The organism is Flavobacterium sp. (genome assembly GCF_049590715.1).
In the GTDB taxonomy this organism is placed as follows: Bacteria; Bacteroidota; Bacteroidia; order Flavobacteriales; family Flavobacteriaceae; genus Flavobacterium.
This window is the reverse complement of sequence record NZ_JBAWDL010000037.1, coordinates 1-17,179: the sequence shown is the minus strand read 5'-3', so window position 1 is coordinate 17,179 and position 17,179 is coordinate 1. Positions and strand designations below refer to the sequence as shown.

16 protein-coding genes are annotated in these 17,179 nt (G+C 32.8%); all 16 read right to left on the bottom strand.

The annotated features are described in order from the left end of the window. The coding region (locus WBQ70_RS02175) for a nucleotide sugar dehydrogenase (RefSeq protein WP_423909939.1) at positions 1 to 1,153 on the bottom strand (1,153 nt) is incomplete at its 3' end. 195 nt (positions 1,154 to 1,348) lie between these two features. Then, complete coding sequence (rfbB, locus tag WBQ70_RS02170; RefSeq protein ID WP_423909937.1) at positions 1,349 to 2,401, bottom strand: dTDP-glucose 4,6-dehydratase; 1,053 nt, start codon at positions 2,399 to 2,401, stop codon at positions 1,349 to 1,351. Positions 2,402 to 2,427: 26 nt separating this feature from the next. Continuing rightward, the gene (locus WBQ70_RS02165) at positions 2,428 to 2,901 is read right to left on the bottom strand and encodes a UpxY family transcription antiterminator (RefSeq protein WP_423909934.1); all 474 of its coding nucleotides are present in this window, start codon (positions 2,899 to 2,901) and stop codon (positions 2,428 to 2,430) included. A gap of 59 nt (positions 2,902 to 2,960) precedes the next feature. After that, on the bottom strand, positions 2,961 to 4,352 hold the full coding sequence (locus tag WBQ70_RS02160; RefSeq protein ID WP_423909931.1) for a UDP-glucose 6-dehydrogenase: 1,392 nt from the start codon (positions 4,350 to 4,352) through the stop codon (positions 2,961 to 2,963). Positions 4,353 to 4,423: 71 nt separating this feature from the next. Continuing rightward, positions 4,424 to 5,407, bottom strand: coding sequence for an SDR family oxidoreductase (locus WBQ70_RS02155; protein WP_423909929.1), 984 nt, complete (start codon positions 5,405 to 5,407; stop codon positions 4,424 to 4,426). A gap of 10 nt (positions 5,408 to 5,417) precedes the next feature. Continuing rightward, positions 5,418 to 7,874, bottom strand: coding sequence for a polysaccharide biosynthesis tyrosine autokinase (locus WBQ70_RS02150; RefSeq protein ID WP_423909926.1), 2,457 nt, complete (start codon positions 7,872 to 7,874; stop codon positions 5,418 to 5,420). A gap of 9 nt (positions 7,875 to 7,883) precedes the next feature. After that, positions 7,884 to 8,672: a polysaccharide biosynthesis/export family protein gene (locus WBQ70_RS02145; protein WP_423909923.1), complete on the bottom strand. Its 789-nt coding sequence runs from the start codon at positions 8,670 to 8,672 to the stop codon at positions 7,884 to 7,886. Positions 8,673 to 8,742: 70 nt separating this feature from the next. Further along, complete coding sequence (gene recR, locus WBQ70_RS02140) at positions 8,743 to 9,363, bottom strand: recombination mediator RecR (protein ID WP_423909920.1); 621 nt, start codon at positions 9,361 to 9,363, stop codon at positions 8,743 to 8,745. A 59-nt stretch (positions 9,364 to 9,422) separates the two neighbouring features. Further along, positions 9,423 to 9,788: a CoA-binding protein gene (locus WBQ70_RS02135; protein WP_423909917.1), complete on the bottom strand. Its 366-nt coding sequence runs from the start codon at positions 9,786 to 9,788 to the stop codon at positions 9,423 to 9,425. 231 nt (positions 9,789 to 10,019) lie between these two features. Next, entirely contained in the window at positions 10,020 to 10,955 is a 936-nt protein-coding gene (gene ctlX / locus WBQ70_RS02130; protein WP_423909914.1) for a citrulline utilization hydrolase CtlX, read from the bottom strand. Between the two features lie 25 nt (positions 10,956 to 10,980). After that, the gene (locus tag WBQ70_RS02125; RefSeq protein WP_423909912.1) at positions 10,981 to 11,895 is read right to left on the bottom strand and encodes a dimethylarginine dimethylaminohydrolase family protein; all 915 of its coding nucleotides are present in this window, start codon (positions 11,893 to 11,895) and stop codon (positions 10,981 to 10,983) included. A gap of 83 nt (positions 11,896 to 11,978) precedes the next feature. Next, a complete protein-coding gene (locus tag WBQ70_RS02120) occupies positions 11,979 to 13,250 on the bottom strand; it encodes a citrate synthase (RefSeq protein ID WP_423909909.1) in 1,272 nt (423 codons plus the stop codon). Between the two features lie 152 nt (positions 13,251 to 13,402). Continuing rightward, positions 13,403 to 14,695 (bottom strand): phosphopyruvate hydratase, encoded by a 1,293-nt coding sequence (eno, locus tag WBQ70_RS02115; RefSeq protein WP_423909907.1) that lies wholly within the window; start codon positions 14,693 to 14,695, stop codon positions 13,403 to 13,405. Positions 14,696 to 14,912: 217 nt separating this feature from the next. Then, complete coding sequence (carA, locus tag WBQ70_RS02110; protein WP_423909904.1) at positions 14,913 to 16,013, bottom strand: glutamine-hydrolyzing carbamoyl-phosphate synthase small subunit; 1,101 nt, start codon at positions 16,011 to 16,013, stop codon at positions 14,913 to 14,915. Between the two features lie 235 nt (positions 16,014 to 16,248). Next, on the bottom strand, positions 16,249 to 16,743 hold the full coding sequence (rplQ, locus tag WBQ70_RS02105; protein ID WP_423909901.1) for a 50S ribosomal protein L17: 495 nt from the start codon (positions 16,741 to 16,743) through the stop codon (positions 16,249 to 16,251). 62 nt (positions 16,744 to 16,805) lie between these two features. Further along, positions 16,806 to 17,179 (bottom strand): DNA-directed RNA polymerase subunit alpha C-terminal domain-containing protein (locus WBQ70_RS02100; RefSeq protein ID WP_423909898.1); only part of this gene is annotated, 374 nt, incomplete at its 5' end.

Below are 17,179 nucleotides of genomic sequence, written 5' to 3'. Positions count from 1 at the left end.
TAGGCATTTCTTGGACTGATTCCAATTGATACTCACGATACACTTCCTCAGCAGAAACCAAAGGGTCGTAGATGGTAATTTTAATACCATAATCCAATAATGATTTTACTAAATCAACAATTTTAGTATTTCTTACATCTGGACAATTTTCTTTGAATGTTATTCCCAGCATTAACAAACTTGCTTGATTAACAATAATTCCATTTTTAATCATCAACTTCACCACTTGTGAAGCGATATAATCCCCCATGCTATCATTTAAACGGCGACCAGCCAAAATAATCTCGGGATGATACCCAAGTTCTTGTGCTTTTTGTGCTAAATAATAAGGGTCAACACCTATACAATGCCCACCAACTAATCCAGGTTTAAAAGGCAAAAAATTCCACTTTGTAGCTGCTGCTGCTAATACCTCTTGGGTATCAATCTTCATTAGACTAAAAATCTTAGCCAATTCATTTACAAAAGCAATATTAATATCACGTTGTGAATTTTCAATCACTTTGGCAGCTTCAGCTACTTTTATACTCGGAGCCAAATAGGTTCCAGCCGTGATAACAGACAGATAAAGATCATTAACTTTTTGTGCTGTTTGAGGAGTAGAACCCGATGTAATTTTCAAAATTTTATCAACCGTATGTAATTTATCTCCAGGATTAATTCGCTCAGGAGAATACCCTACAAAAAAATCTACATTGAATTTTAAATTAGAGAAACGTTCCAAAACAGGAACACATTCTTCCTCGGTAAGTCCAGGATAAACCGTTGATTCATAAATGACAATATCTCCTTTTTTTAAATAAAGAGCCACTGTTTCCGAAGAGCGATACAATGGATTTAAATTGGGCTTATTATTTTTATCAACTGGCGTTGGAACAGTAATTACATAATAATTACATTGAGAAAGCTTTTCTTTATCTGTAGTTACTAAAAGACCTGTTTTAAAGGATTTCTGCCCCAAATCATCAATCAAAACGTCATTTAATTGGTTTGGAGAAAGTTCCTGAGTACTATCAATACCATTCTGTATTTGAGAAATACGAACCTCATTGATATCATACCCTACAACAGAATGCTTGGTTGCAAAAAGACGTGCTAATGGCAAACCCACATATCCTAAACCAACAATACCAATTTTAATATCTGAACTCATTAAAAACAAAAGTTTTATGCACCGCTTCGCAACTCTAACCCACAAAATATGGAGTAAAAGCTTCTTTTCATAAAAACGGCAAATATATAAAATTATAAACGGCTTCCCGTTAAAATCTGAAATGAAATTCTAACAGAATCCCCTTCATGTTTAAAACACTAAAACAAATCAATTGCACAAAAAATAATAAAAAACTTATATTTTTAAATATTTTTCTTCATAATACTGAGCATAAATACCACTAGTTACGCTATTTAACCATTCTGTATTTTGTAGATACCAATTAACCGTCACTTCAAGACCTTGTTCAAATGTCACCGAAGGTTCCCAACCTAATTCTTTATTAATCTTTGAAGCATCAATAGCATAGCGTAAATCATGACCTGGTCTATCTTTTACATAAGTAATCAACTTCTCTGACTCTCCCGTTTCACGTCCCAATTTATCATCCATAATACCGCATAATAAACGAACTAAATCAATGTTTTTCCATTCATTAAAACCACCTATATTATAAGTACCATGATTTTCTCCTTTATGGAAAACAATATCAATAGCACGAGCATGATCAACAACATAAAGCCAATCTCGTGTATAATTACCATCACCATAAACAGGTAGAGGCTTATTATTAATAATATTATTAATAAATAATGGAATTAATTTTTCTGGAAAATGATTTGGTCCATAATTATTAGAACAATTCGTCAGTACATAAGGCAAACCATACGTCTCTCCATAAGCCCTAACAAAATGATCAGAACTTGCTTTTGAAGCAGAATATGGTGAATTAGGATCATAAGCCGTTGTTTCTGTAAATAATCCTTCAGCGCCCAAAGAACCATACACCTCGTCAGTACTGATATGATAGAAACGTTTGTTTTCATAATTCCCAGCCCAAATAGACCTAGAAGCATTCAATAAATTAACAGTTCCAATAACATTCGTTTTTACAAAAGCCATAGGATCTTCAATAGAACGATCTACATGTGACTCTGCTGCTAAATGCAAAACCCCATCAAATTGATGTTCTTGGAATAAATCAGAAATGAATTTTTCATCACTAATATCTCCTTTGATAAATGTATAATTAGGTGCATTTTCAATATCAACTAAATTTTCAAGATTACCAGCATACGTTAAGGCATCTAAATTATAGATTTGATAATTACTGTATTTTGTAACAAAGAGTCTAACGACATGAGACCCTATAAAACCTGCTCCCCCTGTTATAAGTATTTTTTTCATTATTATTTTTATTGTTTTTATTCACACTATAAATTAGCAACTAAATCCATTTTTAATACACATCCTAAACTTTCTAAGACTAACATACAATGCGTCTTATTTAACTCCTTAACAACAGCTTCTTGACCTAAAAAAGGCCCCGACTCTACTTTTATTTTATCACCAATTTTATAAGGCAATATACTAATATCAATATTATTTGGTTTTTCTAACCATTTTTTAATGGTACTAATTTCATCATCCCGAACAATAGCAGGTTTTCCTAACCAAAAAAGATAACGAACTGCTCCAGCTGATTGAAAAACTAAATTCCTATCCGATTCTTCTAACTGAACAAAAACATACGAATTAAACAAAGGCACTTCAACTTTTTTCTTTCTATCCGACCATTGCCTCATTTTTATGACTAACGGACAATAACACTCAATCCCTAATTTCACTAACTGCTCTACTACTTTCTTCTCCCATTTCGGTTTTGTATATACTACATACCAATTCATCTCCTTTTGTATTTTGAAAAATTATTTTATACCAACCTTTAACAATATTCTTTATATCATTAAGAACCTACAGATTGATAAACAAATCCTATCTTTTCCATTTCCGCACGATTTAGCACATTTCGACCATCAAAAACAAATGCCGGTTTCTGCATGGAATGGTAAATTCTATTCCAATCGTAAGTAATAAACTCATCCCATTCTGTCAATACTGCGATAGCATGCGCATTTAAGCAGGCTTCATAAGGATCCTGAACAACACTTACCCTTTCTTTATTGCTATCCGCACTTCTTGTTTTTAAGTAATTTAAATCTGAAAAAACTTTATCACCTGCAACTTTAGGATCATAAACAGTAATATTTGCTTGTTCATTGATTAAATCATCCGCAACATAAATAGCAGCTGACTCTCTAGTATCATTAGTATCCTTCTTAAATGCCCAACCTAAAAAAGCTATTTTTTTATCGGCAACTGTATTATAAAGGGTTTGAACAATTTTATTCGAAAAACGTCTTTTCTGATGATCATTCATAACAATCACTTGCTCCCAATAATCAGCTACTTCATTTAAACCATACGATTTTGCAATATAAACCAAATTAAGAATGTCTTTTTGAAAACAGGAGCCACCAAAACCAACTGAAGATTTAAGAAATTTAGATCCAATCCTACTATCCATTCCAATAGCTCTAGCAACTTCGTTAACATCAGCTCCAGTTTTTTCACAAAGTTCAGACATCGCATTAATAGAAGAAATACGTTGTGCTAAAAAGGCATTAGCCGTTAGCTTCGATAATTCTGAAGACCATACATTAGTGGTCAAAATCTTATCCTGTGGTACCCAATTAGCATAAACATCAACTAGAGATTGAATTGCTTCTACACCTTCTTTAGAAGCATCTCCTCCAATTAGTATTCTATCTGGAAATAACAAATCATCAACTGCTGTACCTTCAGCTAAAAACTCAGGGTTTGACAAAATTTGAAACTGGACTCCATTACCTGTATGATCCAAAATACTTTTGATTGCCTCAGCTGTTCTAACAGGCAAAGTCGATTTTTCGACTACAATCTTATTGTCTTTGGCAATTTTAGCAATTTGTCTGGCACACAATTCAATATATTTTAAATCAGCTGCCATTCCTTTTCCTTTACCAAAAGTTTTAGTAGGCGTATTTACCGAAATAAAAATCAATTCCGCTTCATCAATAGCTGTTTCAACATCAGTAGAAAAAAACAAGTTTCTTCCTCTAGATTCCGCTACAATATCCGAAAGTCCAGGTTCATAAATAGGAATTTTAGTAACATCCTCATCATTCCAAGCTGCTATTCTGTTTTCATTCAAATCAACAACAGTCACTTGTATATGTGGACACTTTTGTGCTATGATAGCCATAGTAGGACCTCCAACATATCCTGCACCAATACAACAAATTTTTGTAATTTTCATTTATTCTATTTTCTAATCCTAGATTTATTTATTTTTAGAAAGAGTATTCTCTCTAATAGTATTCTTTTTCGTTATCGTAAATTTTCCCAATACCAACCAACAGCTTTTTCTAATCCATCTTGTAAAGAATACTCTGGATTATAGCCCAATAATTTTTTTGCTTTTTCAATACTAGCTAATGAATGCGGAATATCTCCTGCTCTGTTAGGACCATACTTTATTTCAACTTCTGCAATTCGAGCATCATATTTTGATAAATAGTCTTTAAGATACCCTACTAATTCATTTAAAGTATTTCGATCTCCAAAGGCTGTATTATAAACGGTATTTACTGCTAAATTATTTTCTGTTCTGATAGCCAACTCATTCATCAAGATCACATTATCAATATAAGTAAAGTCTCTTGAATAATTGCCATCACCATTAATCACTGGACTTTCTAACTGCATAAGTTGCATTACAAATTTTGGAATTACTGCGGCATAAGCTCCATTTGGATCTTGTTTTCGACCAAAAACATTAAAATAACGTAGCCCTATCGTTTCCAAACCATATGTTTTACTGAAAATTTCAGCGTAGAGTTCATTTACATATTTTGTAATTGCGTAAGGCGATAATGGCTTTCCAATAGCATCTTCTACCTTAGGAAGCCCTTCAGAATCCCCATAAGTTGAAGAACTAGCAGCATACACAAAACGTTTTACCTTAGCATCTCGAGCTGCTGTAAGCATATTCAAGAAACCAGAAACATTTACATCATTAGTTGTCAACGGGTCAATTATGGAACGAGGAACTGAGCCTAATGCAGCTTGATGCAACACATAATCGACTCCTTGAACTGCTGCTTCACAATCCTTTAGATTTCGAATATCACCTACTACTAAACGAAAATTTTCATGATTCTCAAAATCTTTCAAATTATGCTTATGCCCTGTAGAAAAATTATCCAAACAAACCACTCGATATCCTTTTCTTAAAAAATGCTCACACAAATTAGAACCTATAAATCCAGCCCCACCAGTTATCAATAATGTCGTATTTATTCCCATCTTCATTTTTTATAATCTAACTTACATTCGAATTGCGAAACTTGCTCCATATTTTTTTGATAAAACTCTTAGGCTTTTCATCATCATGATACCCGTTTGAATAATCACCGTATCCATAACCGTATCCATAAGCTGAACCATATTTAGCCTTATTTTCAAAACCATTCAAAATAATACTAGTATTTTGTAATTCTTCTCGTTTAACTCTGTTATTCAACATCGTGATCATCTCCTTTTTGGAATAATTCTGCCTTACAATATACAAGGTAACATCAGCATATTGAGACAACTCTATAACATCTGAAACTAAACCGACTGGAGGAGTATCCATTATAATATAATCGTATTTACTCTTTAATTCTGCCATAAGCTCTCCCATACGTTCACTAAGAATTAACTCTGAAGGATTAGGAGGTATTGATCCCGATAATACAATATCTAAAAATGGAATCTGCGTCTTTTGAATGATTTCGTCCACTCCTTTTTGATTAATCAAGTAATTAACAATACCCACATTATTTACCAAACCAAATTCGTCTGCCAATTTTGGTTTCCTTAAGTCCAAACCAAGAATCACAGTCTTTTTTTCACTTAAAGCAAAGACAGTAGCGATATTTATAGAACAAAATGTTTTTCCTTCCCCACTGATAGAAGATGTAATCATCAATGTTTTGGCCCCATCAAGACTTTGTTGCTTGTATAAAAACTGTAATGACGACCGTATGGCTCGAAAGGATTCTGACAAAGCTGATTTAGGCTTTTCAAATACTGCCAAGTCCGACTGACCTTTATTTAAACCTACTACACCTATTAATGGAATTTTGGTTAAGCTATTAATATCATCCGTATTTTGAACCGAATTATTTACAAACAAAATAACAAACACAATCAATAAAGGAAATAATATCCCTAAAAACAACGCTAATACATAATTCACAGATGTCTTAGGTCCTAACAAACCACCACCGATATCTTTGGCTGGGTCAATAAAATGGATATCTGATAAATTAGCAGCTTTAACAATATCGGCTTCACTTCTTTTTTGTAAAAAAGTACTATAAATATTATCACTCAAATCATACTTCCTCTTTATTTTAATAAGTTCTTGCTGGTCATCAGGAAGTGCTTTAATAGTATGTTCTGCTTGATTTATTTTACTATTTATAGTCATTAATTCATATTGCAATCCTGACTTTGCTGTAACAATGTTTTCTAAAAGCACATTTTTAACAGCTTCCATCTGGCTATCAAAATCTTTAAAAATCTTATCACTTTTAACAGCATAAGCCATTTCAGATCGTTGTGTAGAAAGGGCGATCAATTTCGAAATATTAGCTACAATATTAGGATCATCAATTCCAGCTACTGAAGGTGCTGGAAGCTTTGAATAATCAGTACTATTTTTCAAATACGCTTTCAAGGAATTATAGTACGTAACTTTACGAGTTACTTCATCTTTCTTTATATCAAATTCAAAAATTTGATCTGAAAATTTTTCTCCTCCAGCTTCAATATCATAGATATTTTTACTTTTTCTAAAAGACTTTAACTCATCCCCAGTCTCTCTCAATTGGGATTCCATTGCAATAAGAGTACTGTCAATAAAACTAATGGTATTCGTTGCAAATTGATTCTTATCATCTAATTGTCTTTGAATAAGCATTTTTACTGTCGAATTCAAATACTCAACCATTCGTGCTTTATTCGTCCCTTGCATTCCAAGTGTAATTATCGAACCTCCTTTGTCATCTGAACGAACATTGACTCCTTTATACTTTGATACAGCTCCATCAAAATCATTGAATCTCACAAAATACTCATTCCCTTTATAAAAACCAGGCTTATCCTTTATTTGTAATTTCCAATTCAAAAAAGGCAATGAAACTAATTCCCCAACTTTATATCTTTTAACAAATTCACCAGCTACAACAGCAGTATTACTATATGAATCATCAGAATAAGTAATTACAGAAACACTATTGCCATTAAATGGAATACGAATTTCATACTCATTTTCACTTAAAAATTTTATTCCTATTAGCGTATTCGCCAACTGTCCTTTTGATTTATTAATCACAACATAAAAAGGAACAGATCCATAAGCATCTGTAAGGTTGTATTTTCCTTGTTCCAAATAATCAATATAGAATTGTAATTTATCAACCACTAATTCATTATGAGATCTTGATTGAAATATGGTTGAAATCGTACTAACTTGATCCGAAATCCCTCCCCAATTAAAGACCAAACTTGTATTTGAAGTAAATAGAGGATTACTTTCTTCTTTTACAGAGATGAGTGTTTCCATCCCATAAATTTTCTCTTTCCTAATATTAACTTGATAAGCAATGGTAAATGCGATAATCAAACTGATTATGAACCACCTCCAATAACTTAATACCTTTATTAAAAAGCCTTTAAAATCAAAATTCGTTTGATTTTCAAAAATTGAAAAATCTTTTATATCTAACATTTTCTAATTTTATTTTTTTAACAGAAAAAAAGTGGTCGTGGCAAAGGACAGTAATGTTACAAATGTACTGAAAGACTCCAAAAGTGTTTTGCCTGTTCCCCAAGTTTTTTGTTTTAATGGTTTTACATAGATATAATCATTGGGTTGTAAATAATAATAAGGCGATTGCATTACGTTAATATCCGTCAAATCAAGATCATGCATTTGACTTCCTGTGGCGGTTTGTCTAAGAATTGTAACTGCTTTTCGATTCCCAGTCAAAGTGATATCTCCGGAGTTTGCAATAGCCTCCATGATAGTAACCTTGTCTTGAAATAGTGTTTTAGTCCCCGTACTTCCTACTTCTCCATTAATGGTATATCTAAATCCAGCTAATTTTACTGTTACAAAGATATTAGCTTCTTTTTTAAAATATTCTGCTAATAACTGGTCCTCAATTTTTAATCGTATCTCATCAAGAGTATAGCCCATCACATTCATTTCTCCTAAAACAGGAATTCTAATATTTCCATGATCATCAACCGTAAAACCATCAAAATACAAGCTAGAAGCTGTTCTACCTAATGTTCCTTCATTTGCCGTACTGAACATTGAAACTAATTTTGGATCAATTGCTTTAATGTGAATACTGACAATATCATTCGTTTGTAATCTGTATGGTTTAAAAGCAACCTCCGAAATCACCGATTCAGCAACAGCACCTTCCTTTTTTTGTAAATAAGTCAAATCTTGAGTCGAAATACACGATGTAAACAACAGACTAATATTCATAAATAAGAAGAAAATACACTTGTTCATTTTTCTATTTTAGACAACAAATATAGCTTTTCATTTACTATATTAAAAGTTTGATTTTTTATTAAGACAATTAATTATTTTTAAACGACTTCTCAAAAGGGACTCGATGTAAAATACTTCTTCCTAATGTCACTTCATCCGCATACTCTAATTCATCACCTACAGCAATCCCTCTCGCAATCGTTGACATAATGACAGTTGTATCAGCAATTTGTTTATAAATAAAAAAATTAGTTGTATCTCCTTCCATGGTAGAACTCAATGCAAAAATAATCTCTGTAACACTTCCTGTTTTTACTTTTTCTACTAGCGAAGAAATCTTCAACTGACTAGGACCTACACCTTCAATAGGCGAAATCTTCCCTCCTAATACATGATAAACACCCCTAAATTGCCCAGTCCCCTCAATGGCCATTACATCTCTTATATCTTCAACAACGCAAATAATCTGATGATTTCTATTCACATTGGAACAAATCTCACAAATTTCATTATCCGAAATATTATGACAGCTGATACAATATTTTATATCAGCTCTCATATTGACTAATGCTTTAGATAAAAAATCCGTTTGTTCTTTTGGCTGTTTCAACAAATGCAATACCAATCGCAAGGCTGATCGTTTCCCAATGCCAGGCAATTGCGCAATTTCATTAACTGCTTTTTCAATTAATTTTGAAGAAAATTCCATAGAAACAAAAAAATAAACAATTTACAGAGCCAACAGTATCTTAACTTTATAAAAAAAAATTAAAATTGATTTGTAGCCAATAATACCAAAGTACACGCCTGTTCCGACTTAATATTATTCAATTCTAAAAGTTGTGCAAGCTCAGGGTTTTCAGCACCTGGATTAAAAATTACTCGTTTCGGACTTGCTTCTACAATATAATTATAGTAATCACGTTGACGCGTTGCATTCAAATACAAAGTGACAGTATCAACATTTTTTAATGGAATCGCCTTAGTTTGAATTTTTATCCCTGCCACTTCACCTGCATTTTGACCAATTGCAAGAACCGAATGCCCTTTTGCAACCAAATTAGTTATCGCTTTAAACGAATATCTTTCCGGTTTTGTAGAAGCGCCAAGAACTAATGTTTTTTTATTTTTCATTTTCATAATTTTGAATTGCAAAAGTAATTCTTTTATAACAAAAACCAGCCCAATAAACATTCTTCTATTAGAGCCTAATCCAGCTATCCACTCTAGCCCTCATTCAAAACGCTTTTTTTACTAGGTCATTGCAGGAGCTTCCTCTGGTCGCTCTGCAATTCCCGTAAAAAATAGCCTTTTATCATTCGGGGCTGCCGTTACTATCTGGGGCAGAACATCCTTTACCAAACATTATTCCTTTTTCAGAAAAATCTCCGCCATCATACAACGGGCACTTCCTCCACCACAGGCTTCAATAGTATCTAAACTTGTACTGATGATTTCAGCATGATTTTCAATTTGCGCAATTTGTTTCGCAGTTAAACTACCATAGGCAGCCGTACTCATAACCATATATTTTTTCTCATCAGCACCCAAAACTTCAAGCATATTACCCACAAAACTGTTCAACTGTTTTTCAGTAATCAAAACAATTTCTTTATTGTCTTTCTTCAGATTTTCAAGAACCATTTTACGCTCTTGCTTGTCGTCAATAGCATCGGCACATACTACGGCAAAAGTATCCCCAACAGTCATCATTACATTTGTATGATAAATCAACTTTCGTTCACCATCAACAGTATGAAAAGCTTCAAACACAACAGGTGCATAATCAAAGTCTTCACAATATTCAATAAACAGCTCTTCATCAGCTCTTGGCGATAGTGCACAATAGGCCTTTTCATTTTCTCTATCTAGTACAATACTCCCTGTTCCTTCTAGAAAAAAACCATCTTCTTCTGCCGAAGAATAATCAATGATATTTTCAATCTTAAACCCTTTATCTTCTAGAATATCTAAAATATCTTCACGGCGTTCTGACCTTCTATTCTCAGCAAACATAGGATAAAAAGCAACATCTCCATTTTCATGCATGGATATCCAATTATTTGGAAAAATACTATCAGGCGTATCAATATCCACGGTATCATCTACAACAATCACATCTACTCCCACTGCAGTCAATTTTTCAACCAAGCCATCAAATTCCTGTTGTGCTTTAGCATTTACTGTAGCAGGAAGTAACCCATCTATAACCTTTTGATAATAATTATTAACCGCTGTTTGCTCGTTCATTCGAAACGCTACAGGGCGAATCATTAAAATTGAATTGGTAATTTGTTTCATCTTCTATTTTATTAAAAACTAATATTTACTCTCTAATAAGTGGCAATGTTGAACATCGCAACAAACCTTCTTGTTTCGCTATCTCTGCATAAGGAACCTCTTCTACAATAAAACCATGTGCTCTCAACCATGTATTCAAACGCTTAAAATTCCGCTCAGATACCACTACATTAGTATCAATCGAAAAAACATTCGAATTCATATGATACATTTCATTTCTTTTAATGTGAAATAAATTCTCTTTCCCAAAAAGATCCACTAAATACATATAATCAGCTTCCTCACGAAAACCTCTCTTATAAATAATCCCTTTATCATTACCCACAGGTTGAAAACAACAATCGAGATGTAAGGCATTATCACGAGCTTCAATCTTTGACTTAATCAAATCAAATTCCTTTACAATCTTATTTGGGAATAAATCCTTAATAAACTGTACCCCTTTCATATTAGTACGAGCCGTGATATAATTTTTATAATCACTCCCTTTGTAGGTCCCAATAAATATATAATCATTCCACAACATCACATCGCCTCCTTCAATATGTGCTTCTTCTGGTGGGCGAACGACTTTTTGAGGATTAATTTCATCAATAACATATTGAATAGCATCTAATTCCCGTTCGCGTTCAGGCAATATATTCGATTTAATAAAAAAATCATCAATCACAAACCCAATGTCTCTCGTGAAAATCTGATTGTACTCTTCTATCAATTGCGGTTGATACACTTTCACACCATATTTTTGCAGAACAGTATTAAAAACATCCATTTCAACTACCATATCCTTTTCTAAAGGATACGTGCCCGCTAAAATATGTTCTAATGACTTTGGGTCGTAAGCTTCCTCAACTAGAGGTGTAGGACCGTTACTTTTTGCCAGGCCCAAAACAACTGATCTTAACCTGGCTGTTTCATTATTTACTTTTAATGCTATCATTAATTCAATCTATTTACACAAAGTTAAAAAAAAAGCCTCACTAGTTCAGTGAAGCTTTTCTATAATTAATTTAATCTGTAATCTTATTTCTTGAATTCTCTAAGAGGAGAACCTGTGTATATTTGTCTTGGTCTTCCAATAGGCTCTTTGTTTTCACGCATCTCTTTCCATTGTGCGATCCATCCTGGTAATCTTCCAATAGCAAATAAAACTGTAAACATATCGGTAGGAATTCCTAAAGCTCTATAAATAATTCCCGAATAGAAATCTACGTTTGGATATAAATTTCTAGCTTTGAAATATTCATCTTCAAGAGCTGCTTTTTCAAGTTTTCTTGCAATATCTAAAATTGGATCTTCAACCCCTAATGTTTCTAAAACTTCATTAGCTGCTTTTTTGATTATTTTAGCACGTGGATCAAAGTTTTTATATACTCTATGACCAAAGCCCATTAATCTAAATGGATCTGCTTTATCTTTGGCTTTAGCCAAATACTTTTCAGTATCTCCACCATTATTGTGAATCTCTTCTAACATTTCAAGTACTGCTTGATTAGCACCACCATGAAGTGGCCCCCATAAAGCAGAAACTCCTGCAGAAATCGATGCAAACAAACCAGCATGTGATGACCCTACCATTCTTACTGTTGATGTAGAACAGTTTTGTTCGTGATCTGCATGAAGAATAAATAATTTATCCAAAGCATCAATCACATTTTGACTTACTTTATATGGTTCAGTAGGTATTTCAAACATCAATCTCATGAAGTTCTCAACATATCCTTTTGTATTATCATAATAATTCAAAGGATACCCCATATTTTTTCTAAATGTCCAAGTTGCAATAACTAGGAATTTCCCCATAGTCTTACAAACAGCATTATACATGTCTTTTTCATTCTCAACATCAACTGATTTTGGATTAAATGAAGTCAAAGCACTTGTCAAGGCAGCTAAAATACCCATTGGATGTGCTGTTTTTGGAAAACCATCCAATATACTCTTCATTTCTTCATTTACGAGTGTATGCTTACGTATGTCAGTTTCAAACTTTTCTAACTGAGTTGCAGTAGGCATTTCTCCAAAAATCAAAAGATAAGATACTTCTAAGAAATTTGCATTATCAGCTAAATCCTCAATAGCATACCCTCTGTAACGTAAAATCCCTAATTCTCCATCCAAGAATGTGATTCCACTGGTACAAGAGCCTGAATTTTTATACCCAGGATCAAGAGTAACCATTCCCGTTAAATCTCGTAATTTCTTAATATCAATGGCTTCTTCGTTTTCGCTCCCTTTGATTATTGGAAACTCATATTTTTTACCATCAATTTCTAATATAGCTGTTTTTGACATAATACTTTGGAAATAAATCTTTATTTTTAATAATGCTCAAATCTAAGGAATTTTGAATTAATTAAAAAACGAATAATCTAGGGAAAATGTTAAAACTAAAAAAAAAAGCCATTTACTTTTAGTAAATGGCTTAAAATAATTCTCAAAAAGAATTATTTCTGTTTGAATGCATTCTTTCCAGGGAAGTAAGCAGTATCTCCTAATTCTTCTTCAATACGAATTAATTGATTGTATTTAGCCATACGATCAGAACGTGATGCCGAACCAGTCTTAATTTGACCACAGTTTAATGCTACAGCTAAGTCAGCAATAGTATTATCTTCTGTCTCTCCTGAACGGTGAGACATTACTGAAGTATAACCTGCATTTTTAGCCATATTCACAGCTGCAATAGTTTCTGTCAAAGTACCAATTTGGTTTACTTTTACAAGAATTGAGTTAGCAATACCTCTTTCGATACCAGTAGACAAACGTTCAACATTAGTAACAAATAAATCATCACCTACTAATTGAACTTTATCCCCGATTTTTTCAGTTAATAATTTCCAACCATCCCAGTCATTTTCATCCATACCATCTTCAATAGAGATAATTGGGTATTTAGCAACTAATTCAGCTAAATAATCTACTTGTTCAGCAGAAGATCTTACTTTACCAGTTTCTCCTTCAAATTTAGAGTAATCGTATTTTCCGTTTACATAAAATTCAGCAGAAGCACAATCCAAAGCAATCATAATTTCGTCACCGAAAGTATAACCTGCATTTTCAACTGCTAATTTGATTGTATCCAAAGCATCTTCAGTACCACCAGCTAAATTTGGCGCAAAACCACCTTCATCACCTACTGCAGTACTTAAATCTCTATCGTGTAATACTTTTTTCAAACTATGGAAAATCTCAGAACCCATTTGCATTGCATGAGTAAAAGAAGTAGCCTTAACTGGAAAAATCATAAACTCTTGAAATGCAATAGGCGCATCAGAGTGAGATCCTCCGTTGATGATATTCATCATTGGAACTGGCAATGTGTTAGCAGAAACTCCACCAACATATCTATATAAAGGCAACCCTAATTCATTAGCTGCTGCTTTTGCTACAGCAAGAGAAACTCCTAAAATAGCATTAGCTCCTAGTTTTGATTTGTTTGGCGTACCATCCAAATCAATCATCATTTGATCAATTGTATTTTGTTCGAAAACAGATGTTCCTACAAGTTCTTCTGCAATTAGTGTATTAACATTTTTCACTGCATTCAAAACTCCTTTTCCTAAATAGGCTTTTCCTCCATCACGTAACTCTACTGCCTCGTGTTCTCCAGTTGAAGCTCCAGATGGAACTGCCGCTCTTCCTAAAACACCACTGTCAGTAATTACATCTACTTCAATAGTAGGATTTCCTCTTGAATCGAAAATTTGTCTTGCGTGAATTTTAATAATTATGCTCATACTTGTTTCTTTTTAATTTTAATATGCAAATATATTCTATCTATTCTAATGATAATGCAAATAATTCCGAATGTTATTAACGAAAACGATGTATCCAAATTTTTTAAACAAATCAACCTGAGTATTTTAAAAATTTAAAACATCGATACACTATATCCCTAATTATTTACAAAAAACAAAAATAATCATTTAAGATTAAATCTTGTTTAAGTCAATATTACCCTTTTAAGTTCAACACAAATTGATCGAACAAATATGAAGAATCATGAGGTCCCGGACTAGCTTCTGGGTGGTATTGTACTGAAAAACAGTTTTTATTTTTTAGACGCATTCCAGCCACAGTTCCATCATTCAAATGTAAATGGGTGATTTCTAAATCTGGATTACCTTCTAACTCTTCCTTATTCACAGCAAAACCATGATTTTGAGAAGTAATTTCTCCTTTACCTGTAATTAAATTCTTAACAGGATGATTAATTCCTCTATGTCCGTTAAACATTTTATAGGTTGAAATTCCATTAGCAAGACCTATAACTTGGTGACCTAAACAAATTCCAAACAAAGGCTTGTTGTTTTTCAATATTTCTTTTGCCACTTCAATAGCTCCAGAAAGTGGCTCTGGATCACCAGGTCCGTTGGATAAGAAAAAACCATCGGGATTAAAAGAAGCTAAATCAGTATATGAAGAGTCATATGGAAAGACTTTAATATAACAATCTCTCTTAGCTAAATTTCTAAGAATATTTGTCTTAATACCTAAATCTAAAGCCGAAACCTTGTATTTAGCATTTTCATCACCAAAAAAGTAAGGTTCTTTAGTAGAAACTTTAGAAGCCAATTCTAAACCTTTCATATCTGGGACATTAGCCAAAGCAATTTTTAAATCTTCTATAGAAGTCCCATCAGTAGAAATAACAGCATTCATTGCCCCATTTTCTCTAATGTAACTTACCAAAGCACGAGTATCAACATCTGAAATACATATTAAATTATGCTTAACAAAATAATCCTCTAAACTCCCTGACGAATCTTCTCTTGAATAATTAAAACTAAAGTTTTTACAAACTAAACCAGCAATTTTAATTCCAGCAGACTCTACTTCATTATCATTCACACCGTAGTTTCCAATATGAGGGTTTGTGGCTACCATTATCTGACCAAAATAAGAAGGGTCAGTAAATATTTCTTGATATCCTGTCATACCTGTATTAAAACAAACTTCACCAAAAGTTGTCCCACTAATACCAATCGATTTCCCGTGAAAAATTGTACCATCACTTAATAAAAGTATGGCGCTCTGTCTTGTTGTATATTTCATTCTTTGATTTATATTATAATAGCCTAGTGAAATCCGCACAGCAAATTTCATTTGTAGATAAATACGGTGCAAATTTAATCCATTAATACAATGGAAACAAATTTTTAAATACTATTGTAAAAAATAACTTTTACAATTACTCAACTACCCAATTCAATTAAAAATGAGTAAAAAAAAAGGATAAACTATAAATAGCTTATCCTTTTCTAATATTATCGAATGATTATTTTCATAATTACTCAGTAGCTTCAGTAGTAGTTTCTGAATCACTTTCAGCAACAGGAGCTTCAGTAGCTTCATCTGCTTTTTTAGATTTTCCACCACGACGGCTTTTAGCTTTTTTAACTTCTTTTTTACCACCATTATAAAGTTCATTGAAATCTACTAATTCGATCATTGCCATATCAGCATTATCTCCTAAACGATTTCCAACTTTAATGATACGAGTGTATCCACCTGGACGGTCACCAACTTTAGCAGCTACGTCTCTGAATAAATCAGTTACCGCATACTTGCTACGTAAGTAAGCAAAAACAATACGACGATTGTGAGTCGTGTCATTTTTAGATTTTGTTATTAAAGGCTCAACAAATTGTTTAAGCGCTTTTGCTTTAGCAACAGTAGTATTAATACGTTTGTGCTCAATAAGAGAACAAGCCATATTAGCTAACATAGATTTTCTATGCGCTGTCTGTCTGCTTAAGTGATTGAATTTTTTTCCGTGTCTCATGACCAATTTATTTTAACTTCATCTTGCTACAATCCTTTATGGAGAGCAAAATATGAAGTAAATTATTCTTTATCTAGTTTGTATTTCGCTAAATCCATTCCGAAAGTTAAATTCTTTACAGCAACTAGTTCATCTAGTTCTGTTAAAGATTTTTTACCAAAATTACGGAATTTCATTAGGTCATTTTTATTGAACGATACTAAATCACCAAGTGTATCAACTTCAGCCGCTTTCAAGCAGTTTAATGCTCTAACAGATAGATCCATATCAACAAGCTTAGTTTTAAGCAATTGTCTCATATGTAATGATTCCTCATCATAAGATTCTGTTTGTGCGATTTCATCAGCCTCGAGTGTAATTCTTTCGTCAGAGAATAACATGAAATGGTGAATTAAAACTTTTGCAGCTTCAGTAAGAGCATCTTTTGGATTAATAG

Coding starts and splice junctions, on each gene's coding strand:
- rfbB (WP_423909937.1), bottom strand. CDS start 2,401: ATGAAAAAAATACTTATAACAGGGGGAGCAGGTTTTATAGGGTCTCAT.
- WBQ70_RS02165 (WP_423909934.1), bottom strand. CDS start 2,901: ATGAATTGGTATGTAGTATATACAAAACCGAAATGGGAGAAGAAAGTA.
- WBQ70_RS02160 (WP_423909931.1), bottom strand. CDS start 4,352: ATGAAAATTACAAAAATTTGTTGTATTGGTGCAGGATATGTTGGAGGT.
- WBQ70_RS02155 (WP_423909929.1), bottom strand. CDS start 5,407: ATGAAGATGGGAATAAATACGACATTATTGATAACTGGTGGGGCTGGA.
- WBQ70_RS02150 (WP_423909926.1), bottom strand. CDS start 7,874: ATGTTAGATATAAAAGATTTTTCAATTTTTGAAAATCAAACGAATTTT.
- WBQ70_RS02145 (WP_423909923.1), bottom strand. CDS start 8,672: ATGAACAAGTGTATTTTCTTCTTATTTATGAATATTAGTCTGTTGTTT.
- recR (WP_423909920.1), bottom strand. CDS start 9,363: ATGGAATTTTCTTCAAAATTAATTGAAAAAGCAGTTAATGAAATTGCG.
- WBQ70_RS02135 (WP_423909917.1), bottom strand. CDS start 9,788: ATGAAAAATAAAAAAACATTAGTTCTTGGCGCTTCTACAAAACCGGAA.
- ctlX (WP_423909914.1), bottom strand. CDS start 10,955: ATGAAACAAATTACCAATTCAATTTTAATGATTCGCCCTGTAGCGTTT.
- WBQ70_RS02125 (WP_423909912.1), bottom strand. CDS start 11,895: ATGATAGCATTAAAAGTAAATAATGAAACAGCCAGGTTAAGATCAGTT.
- WBQ70_RS02120 (WP_423909909.1), bottom strand. CDS start 13,250: ATGTCAAAAACAGCTATATTAGAAATTGATGGTAAAAAATATGAGTTT.
- eno (WP_423909907.1), bottom strand. CDS start 14,695: ATGAGCATAATTATTAAAATTCACGCAAGACAAATTTTCGATTCAAGA.
- carA (WP_423909904.1), bottom strand. CDS start 16,013: ATGAAATATACAACAAGACAGAGCGCCATACTTTTATTAAGTGATGGT.
- rplQ (WP_423909901.1), bottom strand. CDS start 16,743: ATGAGACACGGAAAAAAATTCAATCACTTAAGCAGACAGACAGCGCAT.